This is a genomic window from Sulfitobacter sp. 1A15106, assembly GCF_043556995.1.
In the GTDB taxonomy this organism is placed as follows: domain Bacteria; phylum Pseudomonadota; class Alphaproteobacteria; order Rhodobacterales; family Rhodobacteraceae; genus Sulfitobacter; species Sulfitobacter faviae.
In genome coordinates this window covers 19,590-38,507 of sequence record NZ_JBIFFM010000014.1, presented here as the reverse complement: position 1 = coordinate 38,507, position 18,918 = coordinate 19,590, and the positions used below count along the sequence as shown (strand labels likewise).

Annotated in this window: 20 protein-coding genes and 1 tRNA gene; 13 read left to right on the top strand and 8 right to left on the bottom strand. The window is 56.2% G+C overall.

What is annotated here, in order from left to right:
* Nucleotides 1-103 precede the first annotated feature (103 nt).
* The 4 genes from ACGYKA_RS18090 to ACGYKA_RS18075 all read left to right on the top strand — a co-directional run bounded on the left by ACGYKA_RS18090 (nt 104) and on the right by ACGYKA_RS18075 (nt 2,782).
* Nucleotides 104-1,528, top strand: coding sequence for a TolC family outer membrane protein (locus tag ACGYKA_RS18090; protein WP_276155234.1), 1,425 nt, complete (start codon nt 104-106; stop codon nt 1,526-1,528).
* A gap of 38 nt (nt 1,529-1,566) precedes the next feature.
* Entirely contained in the window at nt 1,567-1,797 is a 231-nt protein-coding gene (locus tag ACGYKA_RS18085; RefSeq protein WP_271690055.1) for a type II toxin-antitoxin system PrlF family antitoxin, read from the top strand.
* A gap of 148 nt (nt 1,798-1,945) precedes the next feature.
* Complete coding sequence (locus ACGYKA_RS18080) at nt 1,946-2,131, top strand: type II toxin-antitoxin system YhaV family toxin (RefSeq protein WP_394387787.1); 186 nt, start codon at nt 1,946-1,948, stop codon at nt 2,129-2,131.
* Nucleotides 2,132-2,308: 177 nt separating this feature from the next.
* Nucleotides 2,309-2,782, top strand: a complete 474-nt coding sequence (locus ACGYKA_RS18075) for a hypothetical protein (protein WP_276155235.1) — start codon at nt 2,309-2,311, stop codon at nt 2,780-2,782.
* Between the two features lie 189 nt (nt 2,783-2,971).
* Here the strand turns inward: ACGYKA_RS18075 and istB are convergent, their stop codons facing one another.
* The 4 genes from istB to ACGYKA_RS18055 all read right to left on the bottom strand — a co-directional run bounded on the left by istB (nt 2,972) and on the right by ACGYKA_RS18055 (nt 7,615).
* Nucleotides 2,972-3,730 (bottom strand): IS21-like element helper ATPase IstB, encoded by a 759-nt coding sequence (gene istB / locus ACGYKA_RS18070; protein ID WP_394381055.1) that lies wholly within the window; start codon nt 3,728-3,730, stop codon nt 2,972-2,974.
* Nucleotides 3,731-3,740: 10 nt separating this feature from the next.
* Complete coding sequence (gene istA / locus ACGYKA_RS18065) at nt 3,741-5,270, bottom strand: IS21 family transposase (protein ID WP_394381058.1); 1,530 nt, start codon at nt 5,268-5,270, stop codon at nt 3,741-3,743.
* Between the two features lie 483 nt (nt 5,271-5,753).
* Nucleotides 5,754-7,172, bottom strand: coding sequence for a sensor histidine kinase KdpD (locus tag ACGYKA_RS18060; protein ID WP_276155236.1), 1,419 nt, complete (start codon nt 7,170-7,172; stop codon nt 5,754-5,756).
* Entirely contained in the window at nt 7,142-7,615 is a 474-nt protein-coding gene (locus ACGYKA_RS18055) for a molybdopterin-dependent oxidoreductase (protein WP_276155237.1), read from the bottom strand. Before ACGYKA_RS18055 ends, ACGYKA_RS18060 begins: the two co-directional genes overlap by 31 nt.
* 403 nt (nt 7,616-8,018) lie before the next feature.
* Here ACGYKA_RS18055 and ACGYKA_RS18050 point away from each other — a divergent pair.
* From ACGYKA_RS18050 to ACGYKA_RS18035, 4 genes are all read left to right on the top strand, one after another.
* Nucleotides 8,019-8,108 (top strand) — tRNA-OTHER (locus ACGYKA_RS18050).
* 30 nt (nt 8,109-8,138) lie between these two features.
* Nucleotides 8,139-8,831, top strand: coding sequence for a hypothetical protein (locus tag ACGYKA_RS18045; protein WP_394439493.1), 693 nt, complete (start codon nt 8,139-8,141; stop codon nt 8,829-8,831).
* The gene (locus tag ACGYKA_RS18040; protein WP_394439491.1) at nt 8,821-9,126 is read left to right on the top strand and encodes a hypothetical protein; all 306 of its coding nucleotides are present in this window, start codon (nt 8,821-8,823) and stop codon (nt 9,124-9,126) included. Before ACGYKA_RS18045 ends, ACGYKA_RS18040 begins: the two co-directional genes overlap by 11 nt.
* A gap of 502 nt (nt 9,127-9,628) precedes the next feature.
* Nucleotides 9,629-9,925, top strand: a complete 297-nt coding sequence (locus ACGYKA_RS18035) for a hypothetical protein (protein ID WP_276155240.1) — start codon at nt 9,629-9,631, stop codon at nt 9,923-9,925.
* A 393-nt stretch (nt 9,926-10,318) separates the two neighbouring features.
* Here ACGYKA_RS18035 and ACGYKA_RS18030 read toward each other — a convergent pair whose 3' ends face one another.
* Nucleotides 10,319-11,008, bottom strand: a complete 690-nt coding sequence (locus ACGYKA_RS18030) for a sulfotransferase family 2 domain-containing protein (protein WP_394439489.1) — start codon at nt 11,006-11,008, stop codon at nt 10,319-10,321.
* A gap of 241 nt (nt 11,009-11,249) precedes the next feature.
* Here ACGYKA_RS18030 and folE2 point away from each other — a divergent pair, with 241 nt between their 5' ends.
* The 4 genes from folE2 to ACGYKA_RS18010 all read left to right on the top strand — a co-directional run bounded on the left by folE2 (nt 11,250) and on the right by ACGYKA_RS18010 (nt 14,199).
* Nucleotides 11,250-12,341, top strand: coding sequence for a GTP cyclohydrolase FolE2 (gene folE2, locus ACGYKA_RS18025; RefSeq protein ID WP_394439487.1), 1,092 nt, complete (start codon nt 11,250-11,252; stop codon nt 12,339-12,341).
* Between the two features lie 127 nt (nt 12,342-12,468).
* Nucleotides 12,469-12,717 (top strand): type II toxin-antitoxin system Phd/YefM family antitoxin, encoded by a 249-nt coding sequence (locus tag ACGYKA_RS18020; RefSeq protein WP_394439485.1) that lies wholly within the window; start codon nt 12,469-12,471, stop codon nt 12,715-12,717.
* A complete protein-coding gene (locus tag ACGYKA_RS18015) occupies nt 12,717-13,142 on the top strand; it encodes a type II toxin-antitoxin system VapC family toxin (protein ID WP_394439484.1) in 426 nt (141 codons plus the stop codon). Before ACGYKA_RS18020 ends, ACGYKA_RS18015 begins: the two co-directional genes overlap by 1 nt.
* Nucleotides 13,143-13,446: 304 nt before the next feature.
* A complete protein-coding gene (locus ACGYKA_RS18010) occupies nt 13,447-14,199 on the top strand; it encodes an SDR family oxidoreductase (protein ID WP_394439528.1) in 753 nt (250 codons plus the stop codon).
* 154 nt (nt 14,200-14,353) lie between these two features.
* On the opposite strand, the gene ACGYKA_RS18005 is transcribed toward ACGYKA_RS18010, so the two are convergent.
* Both ACGYKA_RS18005 and ACGYKA_RS18000 read right to left on the bottom strand, forming a co-directional pair.
* Nucleotides 14,354-14,563, bottom strand: a complete 210-nt coding sequence (locus tag ACGYKA_RS18005; protein ID WP_276155245.1) for a DUF6447 family protein — start codon at nt 14,561-14,563, stop codon at nt 14,354-14,356.
* 88 nt (nt 14,564-14,651) lie between these two features.
* Nucleotides 14,652-16,976 (bottom strand): DUF4214 domain-containing protein, encoded by a 2,325-nt coding sequence (locus ACGYKA_RS18000; RefSeq protein WP_394439482.1) that lies wholly within the window; start codon nt 16,974-16,976, stop codon nt 14,652-14,654.
* A gap of 316 nt (nt 16,977-17,292) precedes the next feature.
* Between ACGYKA_RS18000 and ACGYKA_RS17995 the strand changes: the two genes are divergently transcribed.
* Complete coding sequence (locus ACGYKA_RS17995) at nt 17,293-17,601, top strand: helix-turn-helix domain-containing protein (protein ID WP_271690068.1); 309 nt, start codon at nt 17,293-17,295, stop codon at nt 17,599-17,601.
* Here ACGYKA_RS17995 and ACGYKA_RS17990 read toward each other — a convergent pair.
* On the bottom strand, nt 17,598-18,674 hold the full coding sequence (locus ACGYKA_RS17990) for a glycosyltransferase family 1 protein (protein ID WP_394439480.1): 1,077 nt from the start codon (nt 18,672-18,674) through the stop codon (nt 17,598-17,600). The genes ACGYKA_RS17995 and ACGYKA_RS17990 overlap by 4 nt on opposite strands.
* Nucleotides 18,675-18,918 lie beyond the last annotated feature (244 nt).

Sequence of the window (18,918 nt, the reverse complement as noted above, 5' to 3'; positions counted from 1 at the left end):
AAGCCTGATCTTGGGGGCTTGTCTTTTAAGCGCTCAGAGCAAGAAACGCGCTTCCATCCTGCTTAAGCCAAAGAGAGAGCGCATATAAAAGGCGAGACGAGCAATGCAGATCAACCGTTTCAGAAGGTCTCTACGGCAGGCGAGCGTTGCCTTGCCTCTCGCGCTGGTGTTGTTGGTGCCGCGCCCTTTGTGGTCCGAAACATTGGCGGACGCGTTGGTGGGGGCCTATGAGCATTCAGGGCTATTGGATCAAAACCGGGCCTTGTTGCGCGCCGCGGATGAAGATGTCGCCAGTGCTAAGGCCGCGCTCAAACCGGTCTTGCGGTGGGCTGGGGGGCTAACGCAGAGCTTTGGCAGCACACGGGCCTCCAGTCTCGCACCCTCACAATCCACCGAAGCTCTGACCGCGTCAATCAACCTGATTGGGGAGCTGCTGCTGTATGATTTTGGCGCCAGCCAATACCGGATTGAGGCGACAAAGGAGACGGTACTGGCCACCCGCCAGACGCTTCTCGACCTTGAGCAGCGGGTGCTCTTGCGCGCCGTTTCCGCTTATATGGGGGTCATTGAAGCTTCAGACGTCGTCGCACTGCGCAACAACAACCTGCGTCTTTTGACCCAAGAGCTGCGTGCCGCGCGCGACCGTTTTGATGTGGGGGAGGTGACGAACACGGATGTCGCTCTTGCTGAAGCGCAATTGGCGCAGGCCCGCAGTGGGCTTGCGGGGGCAGAAGGTGCCTTGCTGCGCGCCGTGGAGGAGTATCTCAATGTCGTTGGCCGCAAGCCCGGCAATCTCAGCCCCCCGCCTCAGCTGCCGAACGTGGGTGGCAATTTAGAGGCGGCCAAGGCTCTGGCTGTGCGGACGCATCCCGCCGTTTTGGCCGCACAACATCAGGTCGCGGCCGCACGGTTGGCTGTCAGTTCAAACGAGGCGGCGATGCAGCCTCGGGTCACGCTGCAAGGGAACTACGGTCTTTCAGAAACATTCGACAGTCAGCGCTATAGCCGCAGTGGCAGTATTGGGGTGGAGGCAGGTCAAACAATCTATCAAGGTGGGGCGCTGTCTTCAGCTGTGCGGCGGGCCATGGCCCAGCACGATGCGCAGCGCGCCAATCTTCATGTTGTGAGCCGCGAGGTCTCTCAAGAAGTTGGCAATGCCTATGCGTCTTTGTCCTCGGCGCGGGCGCAACTTGAAGCCTCAGATCGGCAGATCCGCGCCGCGCGTGCCGCTTTTGAGGGGGTGCGGGAGGAAGCAAAGCTGGGGGCCCGGACCACCTTGGATGTTTTGGATGCCGAGCAGGTATTGTTGGACGCGGAATCTACGCGGGTCACTGCGCGCGCCAATCTCTATGTTGCGGCCTATGCCGTTTTGGCCGCCACGGGACAGCTCACCGCGCAAGATTTGCGCCTCCCCGTGCAGCTCTATGATGTCACATCCTACTACAACTTGGTCAAAGACGGGCCGCCCAAATATTCCAAACAGGGCAAAGCGCTCGACCGCGTTCTACGTGCATTGCAAAAGAACTGATGCCTTAGGGGGCATTGCGCCCGGCTGGGGGATGTAGCATGCGATCCTGTCGACTGCGAGGTCGGTACGGTCGGACCTATATTGAAGCCATGGTTGCCGAAGAGGGAGACCCCGCATTGGATGCGTTCCTTGGTTTTATCGAAGCTGACATCAAGATGCATCCGGAAGGCCTGCAGGCACTCAACGGTGGCTTGCATGACCGGCTCAAAGCATTGGTTGGAAACGCCGATGTTATTCTTGACGCGCCACTGTCAGACGAGGACGAATGACTGGCAGTGCCGCGCACCTGGAAGCGCTGCTCGTCGGTAACAGATGGTCGTTCTATGCTCACCCGGTTTTTCTTGACCAACTCGAAGCGCTGATTGAGTAGGTCGAAGAGCGCAAAGTACGCGATCCAAAAAAACTGCAAAGGTTATCGTGCTTGCATGGGTGAGGGATGAGAAGACCTTGCGGGCGTATGGCCGTAAGACTGATCCCTATGCAACTTTTAGAGGGATGCTGGACGGAGGAAACCCACCAAAGACATTTGATGCGCTCATGAATGAGGCCATGGGGGCAGCGAAGCGTTTTGAGGAAGCCCTTAATGGGGTGCCTAATCCTTAGCGTGAGCAGGGCGGTGGTGAGAGAGCGATCAGTACACGATTTCTGATCGCCTATCCTCTGGCTGCAAATTTTAACGCCTTGGTATAAATACAAAGCCGTCAAAGCGCTCTATAAATGCCGTCATCTCCGCCCGAGGGTGCTTAGCCTCGGGAGCTTTGAACGATAGGTTGAGCTTTCATGTCCAATTTGCGCGCGTTTGACTTGAAGACTTCGTCTCGCCGCATGATCGTTTTGTGGGTCACGGTAGGCCTGATGATTTGCATCGGTATGCTGATGCTTCTCCCTCTGGGGCTTTCCGATATGCCTGGTCGTGATAAGGACCACCATATATGGGCGTTCGCAGTCTTGGTATTGCCCTGTGCTACTCTTTATCCTCAAGGGCTTACGCGGATGGTTCCGGGGGCCACCGCCTATGGCGCTCTGATTGAGATCATACAGCCCTTTGTTGGACGTTCGGGTGATTTTATTGATCTCATGGCGGATTTGGCAGGCATTGGGCTGGGGTCCATCCTGGGCCTTGGGCTACATCACGCGGCCCGAAGCTATTCCAGCTTTCGGCGCGGGGGCGTTCAGAGTCATGCGACAAATGTTATCCAACTCCATGATTCCCGCCCCTCCGAAACCACTGCCAAAGACCCTTTGGAGTTTTGAGCGAGAGGCTTATGCAAGAACCATTTACCGATCATCACGCCCAGGGCCTGGATCTGAGATATGTGAGTATCTCCCAAAAGATTGCGTATTCCGGAGTATCCGCCCACTCATTCCGACAACATGCGCCCACCTATTCCGGGGTATCCGCCCACTTGTGACGCGTTGCCGTGAGGCAGTGGGTTTGGGTTATCAGGTTTGAGGGTTTTCGTCATCCATTTTGGTGACGCTTTTCCGCATAGACTGCCCCTCGAGTTCGAGGCGGTAAGCGTTGTGAACGATGCGGTCGAGGATGGCATCAGCGAAGGTTGGTTCGCCAATGACGTCATGCCAAGCCTTGATGGGTAATTGGCTGGTTATCATTGTTGAGCCGCGACCGTAGCGCTCTTCCACGATCTCCATGAGATCCCGGCGTTGCGTGGCGGTCAGTCGGTCTGGCCCCCAGTCATCGAGGATGAGCAGCTGTGCTTTGGTGATGCTGCGGAACAGGCGAGGGAAGCGCCCGTCGCCATGGGCCAGTTCGAGTTCTTCGAAGAGACGCGGCATTCGCTTGTAGGCCACAGTGACACCGTCGCGACAGGCTGTTTGCGCCAGTGCGCATCCGAGCCAAGTTTTGCCTACACCACAGGGGCCGGTAATGATCAGATTGCGCTTGTCGGTGATCCATCTACCGGTGAGCAGACTCCGGAACAGCGTCTTGTCGAGACCACGGCGCGCGCGGTAATCGACATCTTCTGGGCAGGCGCCCACATGGCGCAGCCTGGCGGCGCGCATCCGAGCTTCAAACCGCTTGGTCTCACGGCTGGCGACCTCACGGTCAACGAGCAAGCCAAGCCATTCAGCGTGGCTGAAGTCTGCTGCGGCATCCTGCGCTTGCAGCTCGGCAAAAGCTTCGGCCATACCGTCCAGCCGCAGGGCCTTCAGATGATCGAGGGTTGGGTGATCAAGCATTGTGTTCCTTTCAATGGAAATAATCGGCGCCACGGATGTTGGGATGGGTGATTGCAGGCTCCTCCGTGGCGCGGGTGCGGGGCTTGCTCTCCAGCCCATTCTTGAGAATGGATTGGAGTGACGAGTAAGAACGGGCGTTGATCTCGAGCGCGCGGCGGCACGCCGCATCAAGGCGGGCAGCACCGAACTTGTCGGCCAGCCGGATGATGCCCAGACAGCTCCGGTAGCCCTGTTCGGGGTGCTTGCGTTCGCGCATCACAACCTCTGCAAAGGTAGCGACATTCGGCCCGACACGAGCGGCCCGTGCGATAATACGTTGTGGTGTCCAGTCCTCGCGGAACTTGTGGTGCGCCGGCATGTGGTCGCGCTGTGTAGAATGCTTGCCGTTTCCAGAGGTGCGCACATGGGAAGCAACACGCTGTCCAACATGGAAGACTTCGACCGTGCGGGCGGTGATGCGAGCCCACAGCTCTTTCTTCAGCAACTGATGGGGCACAGAGTAGTAATGTTTGTCGATCACTACGTGATAATCGAGCCCTGCTCGGCACTTCTTCCATTCGGCATAGACATATGGAGCCGTCGGTAGCGGCTTCAGGGCGGGCTTGTCCAACTGCTCGAACAGCTGCTTGCGGCTGGCCCCAAGATGGCGAGAGACCTTGTCGTTGAGCTGGTCAAGCAACGGGCGAATGGCAGCGTTCACATCCCCGAGGCTGAAGAACTGCCGATTGCGCAACCGCGCCAGAATCCAGCGCTCGACCAGCAAGACCGCCCCTTCGACCTTTGCCTTGTCCTTTGGTTTATGCGGCCGCGCGGGCACAACGGCTGTGTCGTAATGGGTGGCGAGATCCGCATAGGTTCGGTTGATCACAGGGTCGTAGAAGCACGCTTTGGTGACCCCGGCCTTCAGGTTGTCGGACACGACCTGCGCCGTCACACCCCCAAGGAAGCCAAAGGCACGCACATGGCTCGAGATCCAATCCGGCAGCGATTGCGTCCAGGTCGCCTCTGCAAAGGTATAGCTTGAGGCCCCAAGCGTCGCGACGAACAGCTGTGCCGTGCGCACTTCCCCGGTCTGAGGATCAATCACGTCGATGGTGTGCCCTGCGTAATCGACGAACAACCGCTCGCCCGCCGGGTGACGCTGTCGCATCACCGGCGACAGCTTGCCTTCCCACCGCGTGTAAAGTTCGCAAAATCGGGAGTAGCCGTATCCCTCGGGGTGGTCGGAGCGATGTTCCTCCCACAAAAGTGACAGCGTTACGCCCTTCCGACGCAACTCGCGGTGAATATACGACCAGTCAGGCTGCGTCTCGATCCGTTGGGTGTTCTGGTGAGCGCGGTGAAAGAGGCATCGCTCAAGGTCCGTATCAGACATCTCTGCTGGCAGCGGCCAGCTCAGACCCAACTCAGTAGCGCGATCAAGGTAGCCCCGAAGGGTTGTTCGCCCAATCGCCAGGCTCGCTGCGATCTGGCGGGTTGATAGGCCCTCGGCTGAGAGCCGCAAAACATCTCGTATCTTCCGCATCGGCAATCTCTTCATCGGGCTTCCTTCATGCCAAAAGGACGAAGGGTAGCCGGTTACAGATTGCCTCGCAGCAGCACGTCACAGGGGTGGGCGGATACCCCGGAATCAGTGGGCGGATAAAATCGGTACGGGCGGGCGCATCAAATCGGAATCGGTGGGCGGATCACCCCGGAATGCGCACAAAAGATAGGAAGCGTGAGCTACCAGTTGATTGATGAGGCGGGGGGGATGTGATTTCCTCTGGAAAAGTGGAGGCTTTCACTTCCTATTCTTCAGAAGGTAATTTGTCTGTCGCCTCACAGCATGACGCCAGTGAGAGATTGCTTATCATCTTGGCCGATAGGGTGATTTCCAAGCTAGCGGCGCAGTTGCCTTCTGGCCAATGAGCACCTGCGTGTCGCACTCCTTGGCGAAGGATAAGCTGCGCAAAGCGTAGCGGCTGCGGCAATGCGCGGCCAACTTTAAACTCGGGTGGAAGCTGCGTGGGAAGGGGGCAAATTACGCCCTCTTGGCCAGATGAGATTGCGAGAGCAGATCGAGTTCAATCCAAAACACCGATCCGTCGCCTTCGACGGAGGTAAACCCTACCTTGCCGCCGAGCAGGTCTATCAATTGTTTGGTGATGCTCAGGCCTAAGCCGCTGCTTTTGTTTGCGCCCGTGGTGCCAGGGTTAATCTGATGAAAGGGGGTAAAGATGTCGGGCTGCAGGTCTGCGGGGATGCCGATCCCATGATCGGTAACCTCAATCCGCGCTCTCTCGCTGACCCGCGTCAAGCGAACTTCAACCACATCCCCGGCGGAGGTGAATTTGGCAGCATTGGAGATCAGGTTGTTCAAAATTTGCGTCACCCGTGCGCCGTCTGTGAGGGTGATCACGGGCTCTTGGGGGATGTGGACAGCGTAGCTGACGCCGAGTTTTTCTGCGTAGGCTTGGCAGTTCTCGACTGCAGTTGTGACCACGTCATTGAGGTCCACCGTCTCGCGCTTTACGGAGACTTTCCCTTCGCTCAAGGCTTGGGCGTCCAAAATATCGTTGACGAGTGTCAGGAGCCGATTTCCGTTGCGGTCAGCGACATCGAGCAGTTTCAGGGCGGCTGGGTCTTTCAGGGTGGTGCCGACCCTGGCTTTCAGCAAGGACAACCCGCCTAGCAGTGACGTCAGTGGCGTCCGCAACTCGTGGCTGACCACACTCATGAAGTTCATTTTCAGGCGCGCAGCTGAAGTTGCTTCTTCAGCCAGAATGCGCATTTTCCTTTCCCTTTTCTTGGCGGCGCGCAGCTCGAGCAAAAGCAGAGAAACGAAGATACCGAAGAGGATTAAAAGCGTCGTGCCGAGATAGGCAATGACCTGTGATAATGACAATAAGCCAGTTCGGAACTCTGATAGCGTGCTCGTTTTAGCCTGGGCAAGGGCCACCAACAGATTGCGCAAAGCGATGTCGTAGCCCGCGAGTTCTGCAAGAATCTCTGCAGCCTTTTGGCGTCCCGCGTCATTTGTCAGCTCTTGTGACGCGAACTCAGCGATATCGGGCTCAACGGTCTGGAAGGTCTGCTCCAGATCAGAAAGCACTGTTTGATCTATGCCAAAGCTCTTGAGGAGCCGTGCAAGCTTACCTTCCTGCAGGATCGTGATCCGGCTCCAAGCGATGTTGAAGCGCAAAACCACCTCGGTTGGGGGCTTGAGGCCGAGCACGACTTCGCTGAGCGCTTTTTCAAGCCTGAGCACTTCGAACTGAAGCTGCGAGCCGATCCAAAGGGGGTCGCTTTGCTCCGCGGTCTGGATATTGTCGACCCTATCGCTCAGCTTATAGACGACCCCGATACCAAAGAGCACGGCACCGACAAAAACGACGAGGAGTACCGCGCGAATGATCCTGCTTTTACCGTTCACTCGATAGCTATGGTTTTGAGCTGCCATACCAGTCTGCCATTAAAGGCCTCGTCTCGAAGCTCCGCATGGTCGTCCATTGGATAAATGACCCATATCGGTCCTTTATCCCGCACCGACATCGGCTCACCATCGCGTAGCACTGCCAGAATGACATCGTACTCGAAGGCATCTACGGCCGGCACATTTGAGCTGAAATCATTGAGTGCGACCATCTTCAGGGACGCGTCAGGCCCGACATTCAGGGGTTCCAGCACAGCGCGCAGACGCGGCCCTTGGAACGTTGTGGCGGTATCTACATAGTCGTTTGTGGTCACAACGGTGGTCTGAGGCAGCGCGAGCAGCTCTTCCAGCGTATAGGTTGCGGATTGCTCAGGGGTCGAAACCGTCAAGATTGTTTGCGCGGCCCCGATAGTAGGAAGGGCGAGCAGCGCAGCCGCGAAGAGGGCGTTCAGAAAATTCTTAAGTCGCATAACCGATCCTTGATAGTCTTTGTTGCTCTCGCATGTCGGTTCGAAAACGACCAGATCTTGGTGGCAATTTTGAGGCTTTTGCAAAAAATGATGCCGCTTTGCAGCGCTATACCAAGGCTTTGAATGCCCCTGGGGTGCCCCGCCGCGCAGTCGTGGACCACAATGAGCTATAGTAAGTGTTGTGCTCAATATCGGCGCGGAGGACAGCCGGTAAGGGGGGGGGCGAGGCCCATGGCCAAGTAACCTCAAGTAACTTCAAGTAAGTCCAAGTAACTTGGGATACCTGCGGTCGCTCTTGCCAGCCGTCTTACTTTGCGGCACTGTGAGAGTATGAGCTCGCATCTGCACACCAACCACATTCCCTACCCCCGAATATCTAGCTGATCCAGCCAGATATAATCGGGGGAGTGCTTTGGTGGGCAACGGGCTTTATACACCCTATGGACAGTAGATGACTGTCGGCGCGAGAGTTCAAATCTCTCCACTCCTACCATCCCTCATATGATTCCCTTGGGAGGTAGGCATGACACAAGCGATCGCATTAGCCGCCGTGCAAGATACGATTGCCGCGCAATACCCTGACCTGACCATCGAGCTTGTCGCTCAGGTGCATTACGTCCGCCCCGATGAAATTGCACATATCGAAGTTTATGGATGTGAGGATGCAGTGACCCGCAGGGCGATCAGGGCTGATGCAGTGCGCCTGCTGCGACAGCTTAGTATTCATGTCGAGCTGGTCGGGGGGCATGACGTATATACCGTATCGCCGGATTACTCGGATCACGCGACCTTGCAAGACTACGCCAGCAAGTTGCATCCCAAACTGCTCACCCCTGCAGAGTTTTTAAAAGCATACAGCGAGAGCCGCGTGACGCGGGATGTCGCCATGGCTGGCATCGGCGTAGACAATTATCGCGATTTCAACAAAGCGCTGCTGGACTGTGGGTTCCGCCTGCCGCGTGACACGGACGAGCAGACAGAGGCAGAAGTCGCTGCAGTGTTGCCCCACCTGCGCCTGATGTTATCTGACCTGCCCGAAGATGAGCGGACGTACCTCCGAGACTGCTACAGGGCGGGCTCATACGTAGACCCAAAACGGTTGTCAGCACCCTTGCGTGCGCGCGTTGATGTGCAGGGGGCGCGCCAACGGCCGGTCATTGACGGCCAAGAGTATTATTACGTCACTGATGTGTTTGAGGAGCTTGATGATGTCTGAGATGTCCGACCGGCACGCCGCAATGCGCGCTGACATCAAGCTCGTCCTGCTGACTGATCCAGCGCCAGCAGGTTTGGTCTATGTCGACCTCGAGGGCATCAACCCTCGCATCCTCGCTCACGCGGAGGACAAAGCTACTTTTAGCGCATATGCAGAGAGGTTTCTCGCTATCCTACAAGCGCTGTATGGAGAGTTCCGCGCTGACCGAACGCAGTCTATGCGTGGCATGAAATTTCAATATAACACCGCTGCCTTTTCGGAGGAGCAGAGAGCGGCAGCGCAGCCTGCTTTGTAGGCTCGGCTCGCTGAAGCGGGCTGCTCAGATGATGAAATCAAGCAGCTCATCGCGCTTCGATGACTGACGAGCTGTTTCTGCCGGGCATCACGCAGCATGAGTTCGAGCGTCGCGCAGTCTGCAAATGCGGGACAGGCTGGCCTCAAGTTACGCGGCATCCGCGCAAAGCGCCTACTTCGATCTAATACTCGTCGAGATCTGGCATCATCCGTGTATGGGTGCAAATGATCTCCTTCACAGGATCACGCCGGGCGTAGAAGCAGGTAAGGCCCACCAAGTCATCAATTGCATCAATGCGGGTGTTTGCGCATGGAAGCATCGGTTTAAGATTATCGACAAAAGAAGGCCTGAAGACCCTTCCATGGCATTCAATCAAGATGTTCGGTTATGCACAAACTGTGTGCGCTGCACTGCGGAAACTTTGATCGTGTTGGGCCCGTTACTTCCCCAGCAACGATGAGGTCGCAATCCCGCGACAGTCGTAAGATCAAAGGATCACAGTATGAAACTGATTATGACAACTGCCGCCGCCGCCCTGATTTCCACTGCCGCCCTGGCTGATAGTTCGACCTATCGTCAAGACCTCTTCCTCAACACCGCGATCGGTGCCGAGAAGACTTACGGTGATGAAACCCGCATGCTGGCCCCCCTCGAGTCAACCAAAGCGAATGACATCACCTACAGCACCGCTGATTACAGCTTCGATGCTGACACGGTCATGAGCACCCGCTCCGCAGAACGCAGCCCTGGTGAAGGTTACATCTACGGTGGCTACGGTCCCGGCAACGACAGCCGGTAAGATCGATCAATTCAATTCGCAGAATTGCTCACCAAGGCTTTGGAGACGGGTATCGTTTCTGCTAAACTGCTTTTTGAGATGATGGACCAGCTGCAACAGCGTCTCCCCGCCTTTTCACAGGTCAACGCGTGAGCGAGATAATCAAGTGGACGTTGGATCACAGGGCCGCCCTCGGGCGGCCCTACTTTATGGTACCTTCAAATTTGGTGCATTGCCCGAAGCGAAGGATTTACGTGATCAAGTGCGTGAGGTGGGAAGAGCCCTGTTCCATTTTCTGTGCTGCGCCAATAATGGGTACCGCGTGTTTTGGATCGCACGGGGGAGATCGTGCCAGCCACTGGCTAGTGTTCCGCCACGAAGACTACCTGTAAGGGGCCGGTGGTGCTCTTAGCCTCAGTACGGTACGTGCAACGCGGATCTCCTCGATGCTTTGATTTTTTGAATCAATCGCAGGTCTTCTTGGTAGAAGGTTTCAATTGATTTTCGCGTTTTCTCAAGCATTTGTATAGAGAACTTCACGCTGCTGTTGCGGTCGAGAGGCACGATGGCTCGGTCGGTTTGAGTGACATGGTCAATCCAACGGAGCACCTGTTCGAGGCCTTCTTCAAAGAGGAATATTTTTACGTCGGGTCCGGTAAACTCCACTTGAGGTCGGATGTGATTATCCGACAGATAGGGATCATTAATTTGATCTGCAAAAACCTTTGCAACCCATGCATCAAACGTCCCGCTAAACTCTTCCCTCCAATCAAGCTCCACGGTCAGGGTGTCGCCAGGCCCGATGTGCTCAGGTAGCGCCTCGGCGGGATTTTTTCGAGTTGCACGGTAGCGATACTCACTGAGCAAACGCTCAAACGGATCGCGCAGCATACAGAACCGATGATCGCAAAACCCGTCGGGTAAGATCATGCGCTGCGTTGCTGCTTCCATATGCTGAGGCGTGGTTTTAGACCATTCAACCGGCTCGCGGCTGTAAAAAGCCAGCGGCCCTTTGGCCCGGAGATAGCTTGTGATGCACGATCCACCCGTCTTAGGGATATGGACAAAATGCAGAAGCTTACCGTTGATTTTTGAAAGGGGCACCGGTCGCCTCGCGATTTAACATAGATTGTTCATCTAGGTAAGAAACCCTTAGCAAGTCAATTCAGGCCGGGATCTCGCATGGCTGTCTCAGGCGTGCTCTGCAAACAGTTCGAGACGCGCGGGCTCTTAATCAGTGCCACCAGATGGAGGAGGGCGCCTAAGACGCTGTCTTGCCGTGGTGTGCCATGGTGTTACCGGTTAAACCACTTTAGCGTGCGGCCGACAGAGCGAAGGGGCGCTTATGACTATTGAAACAGAGGTGTCAGATACTCCTGATCGGGAGGCGGCCAAAGCGGCGCTGGCCACCTTGCGTGCCTGGAGCCAAAAGGCCACTCCGGCCGAGATCGCCGCTCTCGATCCGGCGGTCGCGCGGATGGGGGCCGGTACCGGGTACCCTGCGTTTTCCCGCATCTATCCGGCAGATTTCACCGGGGGCGACAATTACAAAGCCACCTTGCCTGATCTGCAAAACGGCCCCACCAGCCTGATCCGCGGCGCGCAACAGTTGATCCAGCATGTGGGCATTTCGAACTTCCGCCTGCCAATCCGCTATCACAGCCGCGGCGGGGGTGATTTGCAGCTTGAAACCTCAGTCACCGGATCGGTCTCGCTTGATGCTGAGAAGAAGGGCATCAACATGTCCCGTATCATGCGCAGCTTCTACCGCCATGCCGAAGCCACTTTCAGTTTTGAGGTGATCGAAGCCGCGCTGGATGATTATAAGGCCGATCTCGAAAGCTTGGATGCGCGGATCCAGATGCGCTTTTCCTTCCCGATGAAGATCGGCAGCCTGCGCTCGGGCCTCACGGGTTATCAGTATTACGACATCGCGCTTGAGCTGGTCGAACAGAACGGCGAGCGCAAGAAGATCGTGCATCTCGACTATGTCTATTCCAGCACCTGCCCCTGTTCGCTGGAACTGAGCGAACACGCGCGCCAGACCCGTGGGCAGTTGGCGACGCCGCATTCGCAGCGCTCCGTCGCGCGGATATCGGTCGAGACGCGGGACGAGGGCGATTGCCTGTGGTTCGAAGACCTGATCGAGATTTGCCGCCGCGCCGTGCCGACCGAGACGCAGGTCATGGTCAAACGCGAAGACGAACAGGCTTTTGCTGAGCTGAACGCGGCCAACCCGATCTTCGTCGAAGATGCGGCGCGGCTCTTTTGCGAACAACTTCTTGCGGAGGCGCGGGTAGGGGACTTCCGCATTGTCGCGAGCCATCAAGAAAGCCTGCATAGTCATGATGCCATCAGCGTGCTGATCCAAGGCGATACCTTTGCGGCGCAAAGCTTTGATCCGAAGCTGTTCAACACGCTTTTCCATGTCGGCTAAGGCGTGGTTGTGATGGTTTCCTGATTTGCACTTGGGGAAGCTAGTCACGAAGGGTTCAGATTGACACTTCCGCCTGTTGTAGCTGTGTTACTAAATTAGCGCACTTGGAAGGATGCAAGTGATGAGAATGACAACGATCAACAGCCGGACGTTCAAGCGAGACGTCAGTGGCGCAAAACGAGCTGCGCAAGACGGACCTGTGTTCATCACAGACCGGGGCAAACCCGCGCATGTCTTGCTCAGCATTGAAGCCTACAGGCGGCTTACAGGATGGCAAAAAAGTATTCTTGATTTGCTTGCCGATCCAGAAGCGGCAAGCGTAGCTTTTGAACCGGATCGCTTGGTCCGCCTTACACGTCCCGCTGATTTGTCCTGATGTTCATCCTCGATGCGAATTTGGTGTCCGAACTGCGCAGAGCAAAAGCAGGGAAGGCGGATGCCAATGTCGTTGCGTGGGCCGAGGACCAAGACCCGTCAGCGCTGTTTTTGTCAGTCATCACCATCTTGGAACTTGAGATGGGCGTCAGGCAGATGGAAAGGCGTGACAGCACGCAAGGTGCCGCCTTGAGGGCTTGGATGTCTGATCGGGTGCTTCCGGTTTTTGAGGAGCGTATCCTACCCGTGGACGGGCCTGTCGCGCTCTGCTGTGCTGCTTTGCATGTTCCAGATCCCCGCAGCGACCGGGACGCCCTGATCGCCGCGACAGGGATCACCCACGCCATGCCAATCGTTACGTGCAATGTTGCGGACTTCGAGTCGACAGGCGTGCAGATCATCAACCCGTGGGAGCCGATGCCCTGACACCCAACAGCTCGACAGCTACCGTTCTCAAAACAGGGCGAGCCACCATCGAGGGCATCCAGCACGGGTTTGCGGATGTTAAAGCTGGCCGGAAGATGAGCCATGAGGATGCAAGGGCATCCGTGCGAAAGGTCATCTGCGCGAGGGACGCGAGGCCCAAGAACGGCAAGCCGAGCTAGACGCCGCGCGAGAGCCCCCGTAAAGTACAGGCGGAAACACCATGAAACTGCCTGTTTTGGGGTCTGGTGCTGCGCGCGCTTTATGTGTTTTACCCAAATGTACGTATCATCTGAGGAGAGGCGCCATGCAGCGAGCACTGGTGACCGGCGCCGGAAAGCGCCTTGGGCGCGCTATGGCGCTCTACCTTGCGGGACGCGGGTTTGATGTGGCCGTGCATTACGCCACCTCGCAGGCAGCGGCGGAAGAAACAGTATCTGACATTATAGCGCAGGGGCAGCGGGCCTCTTTATTGCAAGCCAACCTACTCGACGAGGCTGAGACACAGGCCCTGCTGCCCCGCGCGGCGGCGGCGCTTGGAGGTCCGATTACCTGTTTGGTCAACAATGCCTCGATATTTGAGGCGGATGATATTCATACGGCCACCGCTGAAAGCTGGGAGCGCCATATTGGCAGCAACCTGCGCGCGCCCTTTGTGCTGACGCAAGCCATGGCGGCGCAGGGGCTGCAGGCAACGTCAGATGAGCGCGGCGAGCCGCGCGCCACTGGGCTCATTGTGAATATGATCGACCAACGCGTGCTGAGTCTGACGCCAGAGTTCATGAGTTATACCATCGCCAAGATGGGTCTTTGGGCCATGACACGCACGACGGCCCAAGCATTGGCGCCCGCAATCCGCGTGAACGGCATAGGCCCTGGGCCGACTTTGCAAGGCCAACATCAGACTGAAGAGGTCTTTGCCCAAGAGCGCCGGGATACCGTTTTGGAGCGGGGGGTAAACCTTGAAGATATCACCGCAGCCTTGGGCTATTTTATTGATGCCCCTGCAGTCACCGGGCAACTGATCTGCACCGATGGGGGCGAGCATCTGAAATGGTAGATGTTCGCACAGTCTCTAGGTGTGGACTAAGGCGAGTTCTGTGGAGTTCTAAGGCTTAAGGCCGGGCGCTTTAACGCGCGAGAAAGTGACAAGCAAAAGGCCACCACTATTTCCAGCAGAGGCCCTTTTTCGTTCGGCTGCCAACAGTAGCAGCTTACTGCTGCGGCTCAACCTTGGCCAGTTCTTCGTGCAAAGCCCGGGCATAAGCATTTCGGGCCGTTTTAGCGATCGCTATTTGACGCTCCAAGCGCTGGACTTCGGAATCTACAGCGCGGATGTTACCCAACTGACTTTTGGCTTCGTTTGTTAGCTGGTCGATCTCGTAGGACTTGCCGTCGATATTGATAACTTGGCCTTCAGCCATGTCTACACTCCTGAATTTCCGTGAGGTTTAGATGTGGAAAGGGGCCACCCGAAGGCAGCCCCAATCTCTGATCTTATAAGCTGTTAGCTTAGAAGATGAAGTTAAAGGCGTCTGTCGACAGATCAGTACCTTGGACGGTGATGGTACCGTCAAACTCACCATCGGCTGCAACGATAGTAGTGTCGTTGCCATCAAAGGTGATTTCCAGATCGTTGAGACCGGACACGGCTTCGAACGCGCTGAAGTCGATACGGTCGCCATTGCTGCCCACACCGGAGGTGAAGCCACCAATGTTGATTGTACCAATCTCATCACCGGTGAAGCCAAAGGTTTCACGGTCGTCTTCGTCTGCGTCAAAGCCGGTGTAAGTCAGATCACCGTTGCCGATCAGGAAGGACAGGTCAGCTTCAATGTCACCAACGAAGGTGAGCGTTGTCGCGCCGGACATGTCAGTCATATCGACGGTAGCCAGGCTCTCTTCTTCACCACCGAAGGTATACTGAGCAGTGCTGTCGTCGCCACCGTTGATGTCGATGGTAGCCAAAGCTGCTGCAGTACCAGAAGTCGGGCCGACAAAGTCGCTATCGTCACCGAGGTTCAGCGTCATGCTTTCCAGCGCATCCGCGTTGAGGCTTGTCACAGTGAATGTGCTATCCTCATCAAGGGTCAGCGTCAGATCAACCAGATCTTCTGCAACGAAGTCAGCAGTAACGTCATCATTTGCATTGAGCGTCAGTGTCTCAAAGCCTTCAAGTGTGAAGGTGCCGGCACTTACTGCTTCGTTAACTGTGATAGCGTTGAAGTCTTCCGAACCGATGACGGTGAACGTCCCGCCAGTTGTCCCAGAGATACCACCATCCACGACAAGGCTGGTGAACTCGGTTTCGCTGAGATCGAGAGTGTTGTCTTCAACGTCGATCGTCGGGAAGTCCAGAGTCAGTTGCTCAAAACCCGAAACATTGGCGAAGTTCAGAGCAGAAATATCAGCTGCAGCCGAGAAGCTGTTGAGTGTCAGGTTGTCTTCACCTTCACCGCCGTCCAGCATTGCCAGGTCTTCTTCGTCAGCGGCCGTCAATGTTTCAACGTTAACAGCCAAGCTGTCAGCGCCGCCACCCAGAGCAACGTTCAGATCGGTGCCAACGTCCTGACCGCTGATGTCCAGTTCCAGGTCACCAGTGTAAGCTGTTGCGTCAACGGTTTCGATGGAGCTGAAGCTGCCATCGGCTGCCAGCATAAGAGCTGCATCACCTGAGATTGTCAGGTCCGCAATGGACGCAGCATCATCTTCAAGAACGATATTGTTCACACCAGATGCTGCGTTCAGGTTCAGGCCCGTGATCATGTCACTACCAGCGGTATCGATGTTAAGATCGACAGCTTGCGTGGCAGTCCCAGCACCTTGAGCAACAACAGTTTGAGTGAAGTCGTCACCGAGAGCACCAGCAGCGTAATCAACGCTGGTTTGGGCGCGCGCACCGTTCAGGCCGATAACAGCGCCTTCTTGGACGTTCTTGAAATCAAGCTGAGCTGTGGAGCGATCGTTCCACAGTTGCTCAGCACCGCTTACGCCGGTCATGTCGAAATCGGAAGCACTTACAGCGCGGACGAAGAACTGCTCAACATTGGAGATGAGGGGGCTGCCGGTGGTGCTTCCGCCAAATGCGCCATTATCATTCAGCGTCACATTAAGGCGGTCGGTGCCCTCACCGCCATCCAGCGTGTCCGTGGCGTTGAGCGTTTGAACTTGGATGCCAAATGTAGAGGCAACAAGCGGAGCGGAAAAGGTGTCGTTGGCAGCTGTACCAGTAAGTACATCCTCACCTGCAGTGAGTGTGAGTGTATCACCTTGGTTGGTTTCACCAGCCAGGTAGGCGTCTGTTGCTGCTTTTGCAGCTTCAACGGTCGCAGGATCTTCGGTCACACCGTTAACAGCTGCTTCAGCAGCCATTTTCGCGTCTGCGTCGAATTCGAAGCCAGAAACATCAGCGGTAGATTCGGCAAAGTCCAGACCAACTTCGATTTTGTTGTCGAGAACTGTTTTGTCGAAGGTGCCAGCGTCTTCATCGTTTACTGCGCCCATGATGATCTCTTCGATCATCTCTGCAACGGAAACGCTTCCATCGTTCAGAACGCCGGTCCAGAAGTCCAAGCCCGCTTGGTCAGGTGTGCGACCGAACAGGTTCAGATAAATGCTTGTAATGAAAGTAGATGGCGTCGAAACGTCTGGCGTGGACAGGTAGGGGTACTTTGCCAAAGCTTCAGGCGCAGCGGCGAAGTCAGCTGCGATTGTGGAGAATTCGCGGCCGTTGTCGATCTGGTCAATCCAGAATTGCAGACCATCCGGATCAGGCGCGCGGTCATAGTACCCTACATAGAGGGCCGTAAGCGCTTGCTTTTGCTCTTGAGTTGCCATGTTTATAATTTCCTGCTTTGTGAACGTTCACGATAGGGTTCATTTAGGCGATCAGTAATTCGGAGAGACGCGTCTAAAGACGCATCAACCCAGCTCACCTAAGGACCGCTGTTGACTGATTACCAAAACTGGAATTTTCCAGCAAGCCTAATAATGCAGTAAAAAGTATACCATCTTCTCTAGCTCTATGTTAAGAAGAGTAAAGAGCGACTTTAGCCTGCTTTTGCGCTTATTTTCGCTCATGTATGCGACAAAACTACAACTTCGCCGCGCGGAAGAATATGTGACGGCTTTGCAACGAAAAGAGTGTGCCACGATGCCCAAAACGACAACGTCAGCGGTTTTGGAAAAAGGTAGTGATCCCCGCGTCGAGTTGGGGGTCTGGTTGAGGTCATTGCGTGAAGCTCAGGGGCTTTCTCAACGTAAGATGGCCGAAGAGCTCTCGTTGGACTATTACACCTTTATCTCTCAGCTTGAGACCGGGCGTGGAAAAATCCCAAGCGCGCGCTATGGTGATTGGGCCAAGGTCTTGGACCAGCAACCGAAGCCTTTCATGAAAAAGCTCCTGAGCTACTATGAGCCGGAAGCTTATGAAATGCTCTTCGGTGACATTCAAAACGCCTAGAGCTTCTCGCTAGCGGTTGCTGTCAGCACCTCGAGGCGCTTTTGCAAATCGGGGTGTAGGTTGCGCGCTTTGTGCCGCTCTGAACTCAAGCGCAAGGCCAGCTCTCGGCCGGCTTGGCTAGTGGTTTCGTCAGCCCAGTCGATAATGTTTTGCGCATAGATGGTGGGGGCGTGATGCGCCTCAAAATAGGCCCGGCCTGCCGCGCCAATCTCATCCCCTGCGTGGCGATCGGCGGCAAGCTTCACAAAAAGCGTCTGCAGTTGGGCGATCTCGTTGTCCGTGTCGACGGAATAAACCACGTCTTCGGGCAATCCAGCGTACCAGCCCTCCCGGGTGACGACCGACGGCGCCGCTGCATTCCAGATCCGCAACTGACTGCCTGAGGCCTCCCCCATGCTCGGATGGCGTAGGTTCAGCACCAGATGGGCCTGGCGCAGGGCGTCATCCAAAACCGGCTCGGAGACAAAACCATGCAGATGAACTCGATCTACCAAGTTCAACTGGGTCAGCTTGTCGTATATGAGATCCGACTTCCAAATTTTGCCCATCACATCTAGCCGGTAATCGAACCCTTCCGGCATCTGTGCCAAAGCTTCCAAGATCTGCTCGAGCCGCCGGTTGGGACCAATCCAACCAAACTGCAAAAGCCGCAGGGGTCCGCTCGAGGTGCGACGCGGTAATGGCGCCGGGCCGATTTCGAAAGGGAGGGGCAGGACCTGGGCGGGCAGCTGTGGCAGCCGCGCTTGCACGGCATGATGGGCCAGCTCCGTATGCGTGAGCACGCCCAGTGCCTTGTCCAGCACCAACTCAAAGCCTGGCAGGCTGGCGGAGATAGCAGAACCATTTTCTGTTCGGTCTAAACAGGCTTGGCCGAGGCGTTGACCCTCGTCCCCATACCACTTTGCCAGACCAGCCAAATAGCTTGGCGCATCCCATTCGTTCTGCTCAATCGCTTCGATCATCAGTTCCTGGATCGCGAGATCATGCAGCACGACAAATGTGGGAATACGCTGTGCCAAGCGTAAGAACCCCGCATGAAAGACCCAAGAGTTGCCGATATGCAAAAAGAGCATTTCTGGCCCTGACCCGCGGCTGGCGGCTGCAAAGTCCCTCGGCATGACCGTATCCGGGTCAAAATGCCTGACTGTGGCGTGACGCTCTAGGGTCGGATCCCACTCCCTTGCATCAGTCCAGAGAACCACCTCGGCCCTAGCGCTGAGGGCCGGTAGAACGCGCGCAGTGTAATGCGCAATGTCTGTCTCAGCCGGAGGGAGGGGGCTGATCCAATGGAGGGTCGGGCGCGGTTCTACATCAGCC

Bases quoted from the DNA above. Each gene is read 5' to 3' on its own strand.
- ACGYKA_RS18090 (WP_276155234.1), top strand. From the start codon at position 104: ATGCAGATCAACCGTTTCAGAAGGTCTCTACGGCAGGCGAGCGTTGCC.
- ACGYKA_RS18085 (WP_271690055.1), top strand. From the start codon at position 1,567: ATGCGATCCTGTCGACTGCGAGGTCGGTACGGTCGGACCTATATTGAA.
- ACGYKA_RS18075 (WP_276155235.1), top strand. From the start codon at position 2,309: ATGTCCAATTTGCGCGCGTTTGACTTGAAGACTTCGTCTCGCCGCATG.
- istB (WP_394381055.1), bottom strand. From the start codon at position 3,730: ATGCTTGATCACCCAACCCTCGATCATCTGAAGGCCCTGCGGCTGGAC.
- istA (WP_394381058.1), bottom strand. From the start codon at position 5,270: ATGAAGAGATTGCCGATGCGGAAGATACGAGATGTTTTGCGGCTCTCA.
- ACGYKA_RS18060 (WP_276155236.1), bottom strand. From the start codon at position 7,172: ATGGCAGCTCAAAACCATAGCTATCGAGTGAACGGTAAAAGCAGGATC.
- ACGYKA_RS18055 (WP_276155237.1), bottom strand. From the start codon at position 7,615: ATGCGACTTAAGAATTTTCTGAACGCCCTCTTCGCGGCTGCGCTGCTC.
- ACGYKA_RS18045 (WP_394439493.1), top strand. From the start codon at position 8,139: ATGACACAAGCGATCGCATTAGCCGCCGTGCAAGATACGATTGCCGCG.
- ACGYKA_RS18040 (WP_394439491.1), top strand. From the start codon at position 8,821: ATGATGTCTGAGATGTCCGACCGGCACGCCGCAATGCGCGCTGACATC.
- ACGYKA_RS18035 (WP_276155240.1), top strand. From the start codon at position 9,629: ATGAAACTGATTATGACAACTGCCGCCGCCGCCCTGATTTCCACTGCC.
- folE2 (WP_394439487.1), top strand. From the start codon at position 11,250: ATGACTATTGAAACAGAGGTGTCAGATACTCCTGATCGGGAGGCGGCC.
- ACGYKA_RS18020 (WP_394439485.1), top strand. From the start codon at position 12,469: ATGACAACGATCAACAGCCGGACGTTCAAGCGAGACGTCAGTGGCGCA.
- ACGYKA_RS18015 (WP_394439484.1), top strand. From the start codon at position 12,717: ATGTTCATCCTCGATGCGAATTTGGTGTCCGAACTGCGCAGAGCAAAA.
- ACGYKA_RS18010 (WP_394439528.1), top strand. From the start codon at position 13,447: ATGCAGCGAGCACTGGTGACCGGCGCCGGAAAGCGCCTTGGGCGCGCT.
- ACGYKA_RS18005 (WP_276155245.1), bottom strand. From the start codon at position 14,563: ATGGCTGAAGGCCAAGTTATCAATATCGACGGCAAGTCCTACGAGATC.
- ACGYKA_RS18000 (WP_394439482.1), bottom strand. From the start codon at position 16,976: ATGGCAACTCAAGAGCAAAAGCAAGCGCTTACGGCCCTCTATGTAGGG.
- ACGYKA_RS17995 (WP_271690068.1), top strand. From the start codon at position 17,293: ATGCCCAAAACGACAACGTCAGCGGTTTTGGAAAAAGGTAGTGATCCC.
- ACGYKA_RS17990 (WP_394439480.1), bottom strand. From the start codon at position 18,674: ATGCTCTTTTTGCATATCGGCAACTCTTGGGTCTTTCATGCGGGGTTC.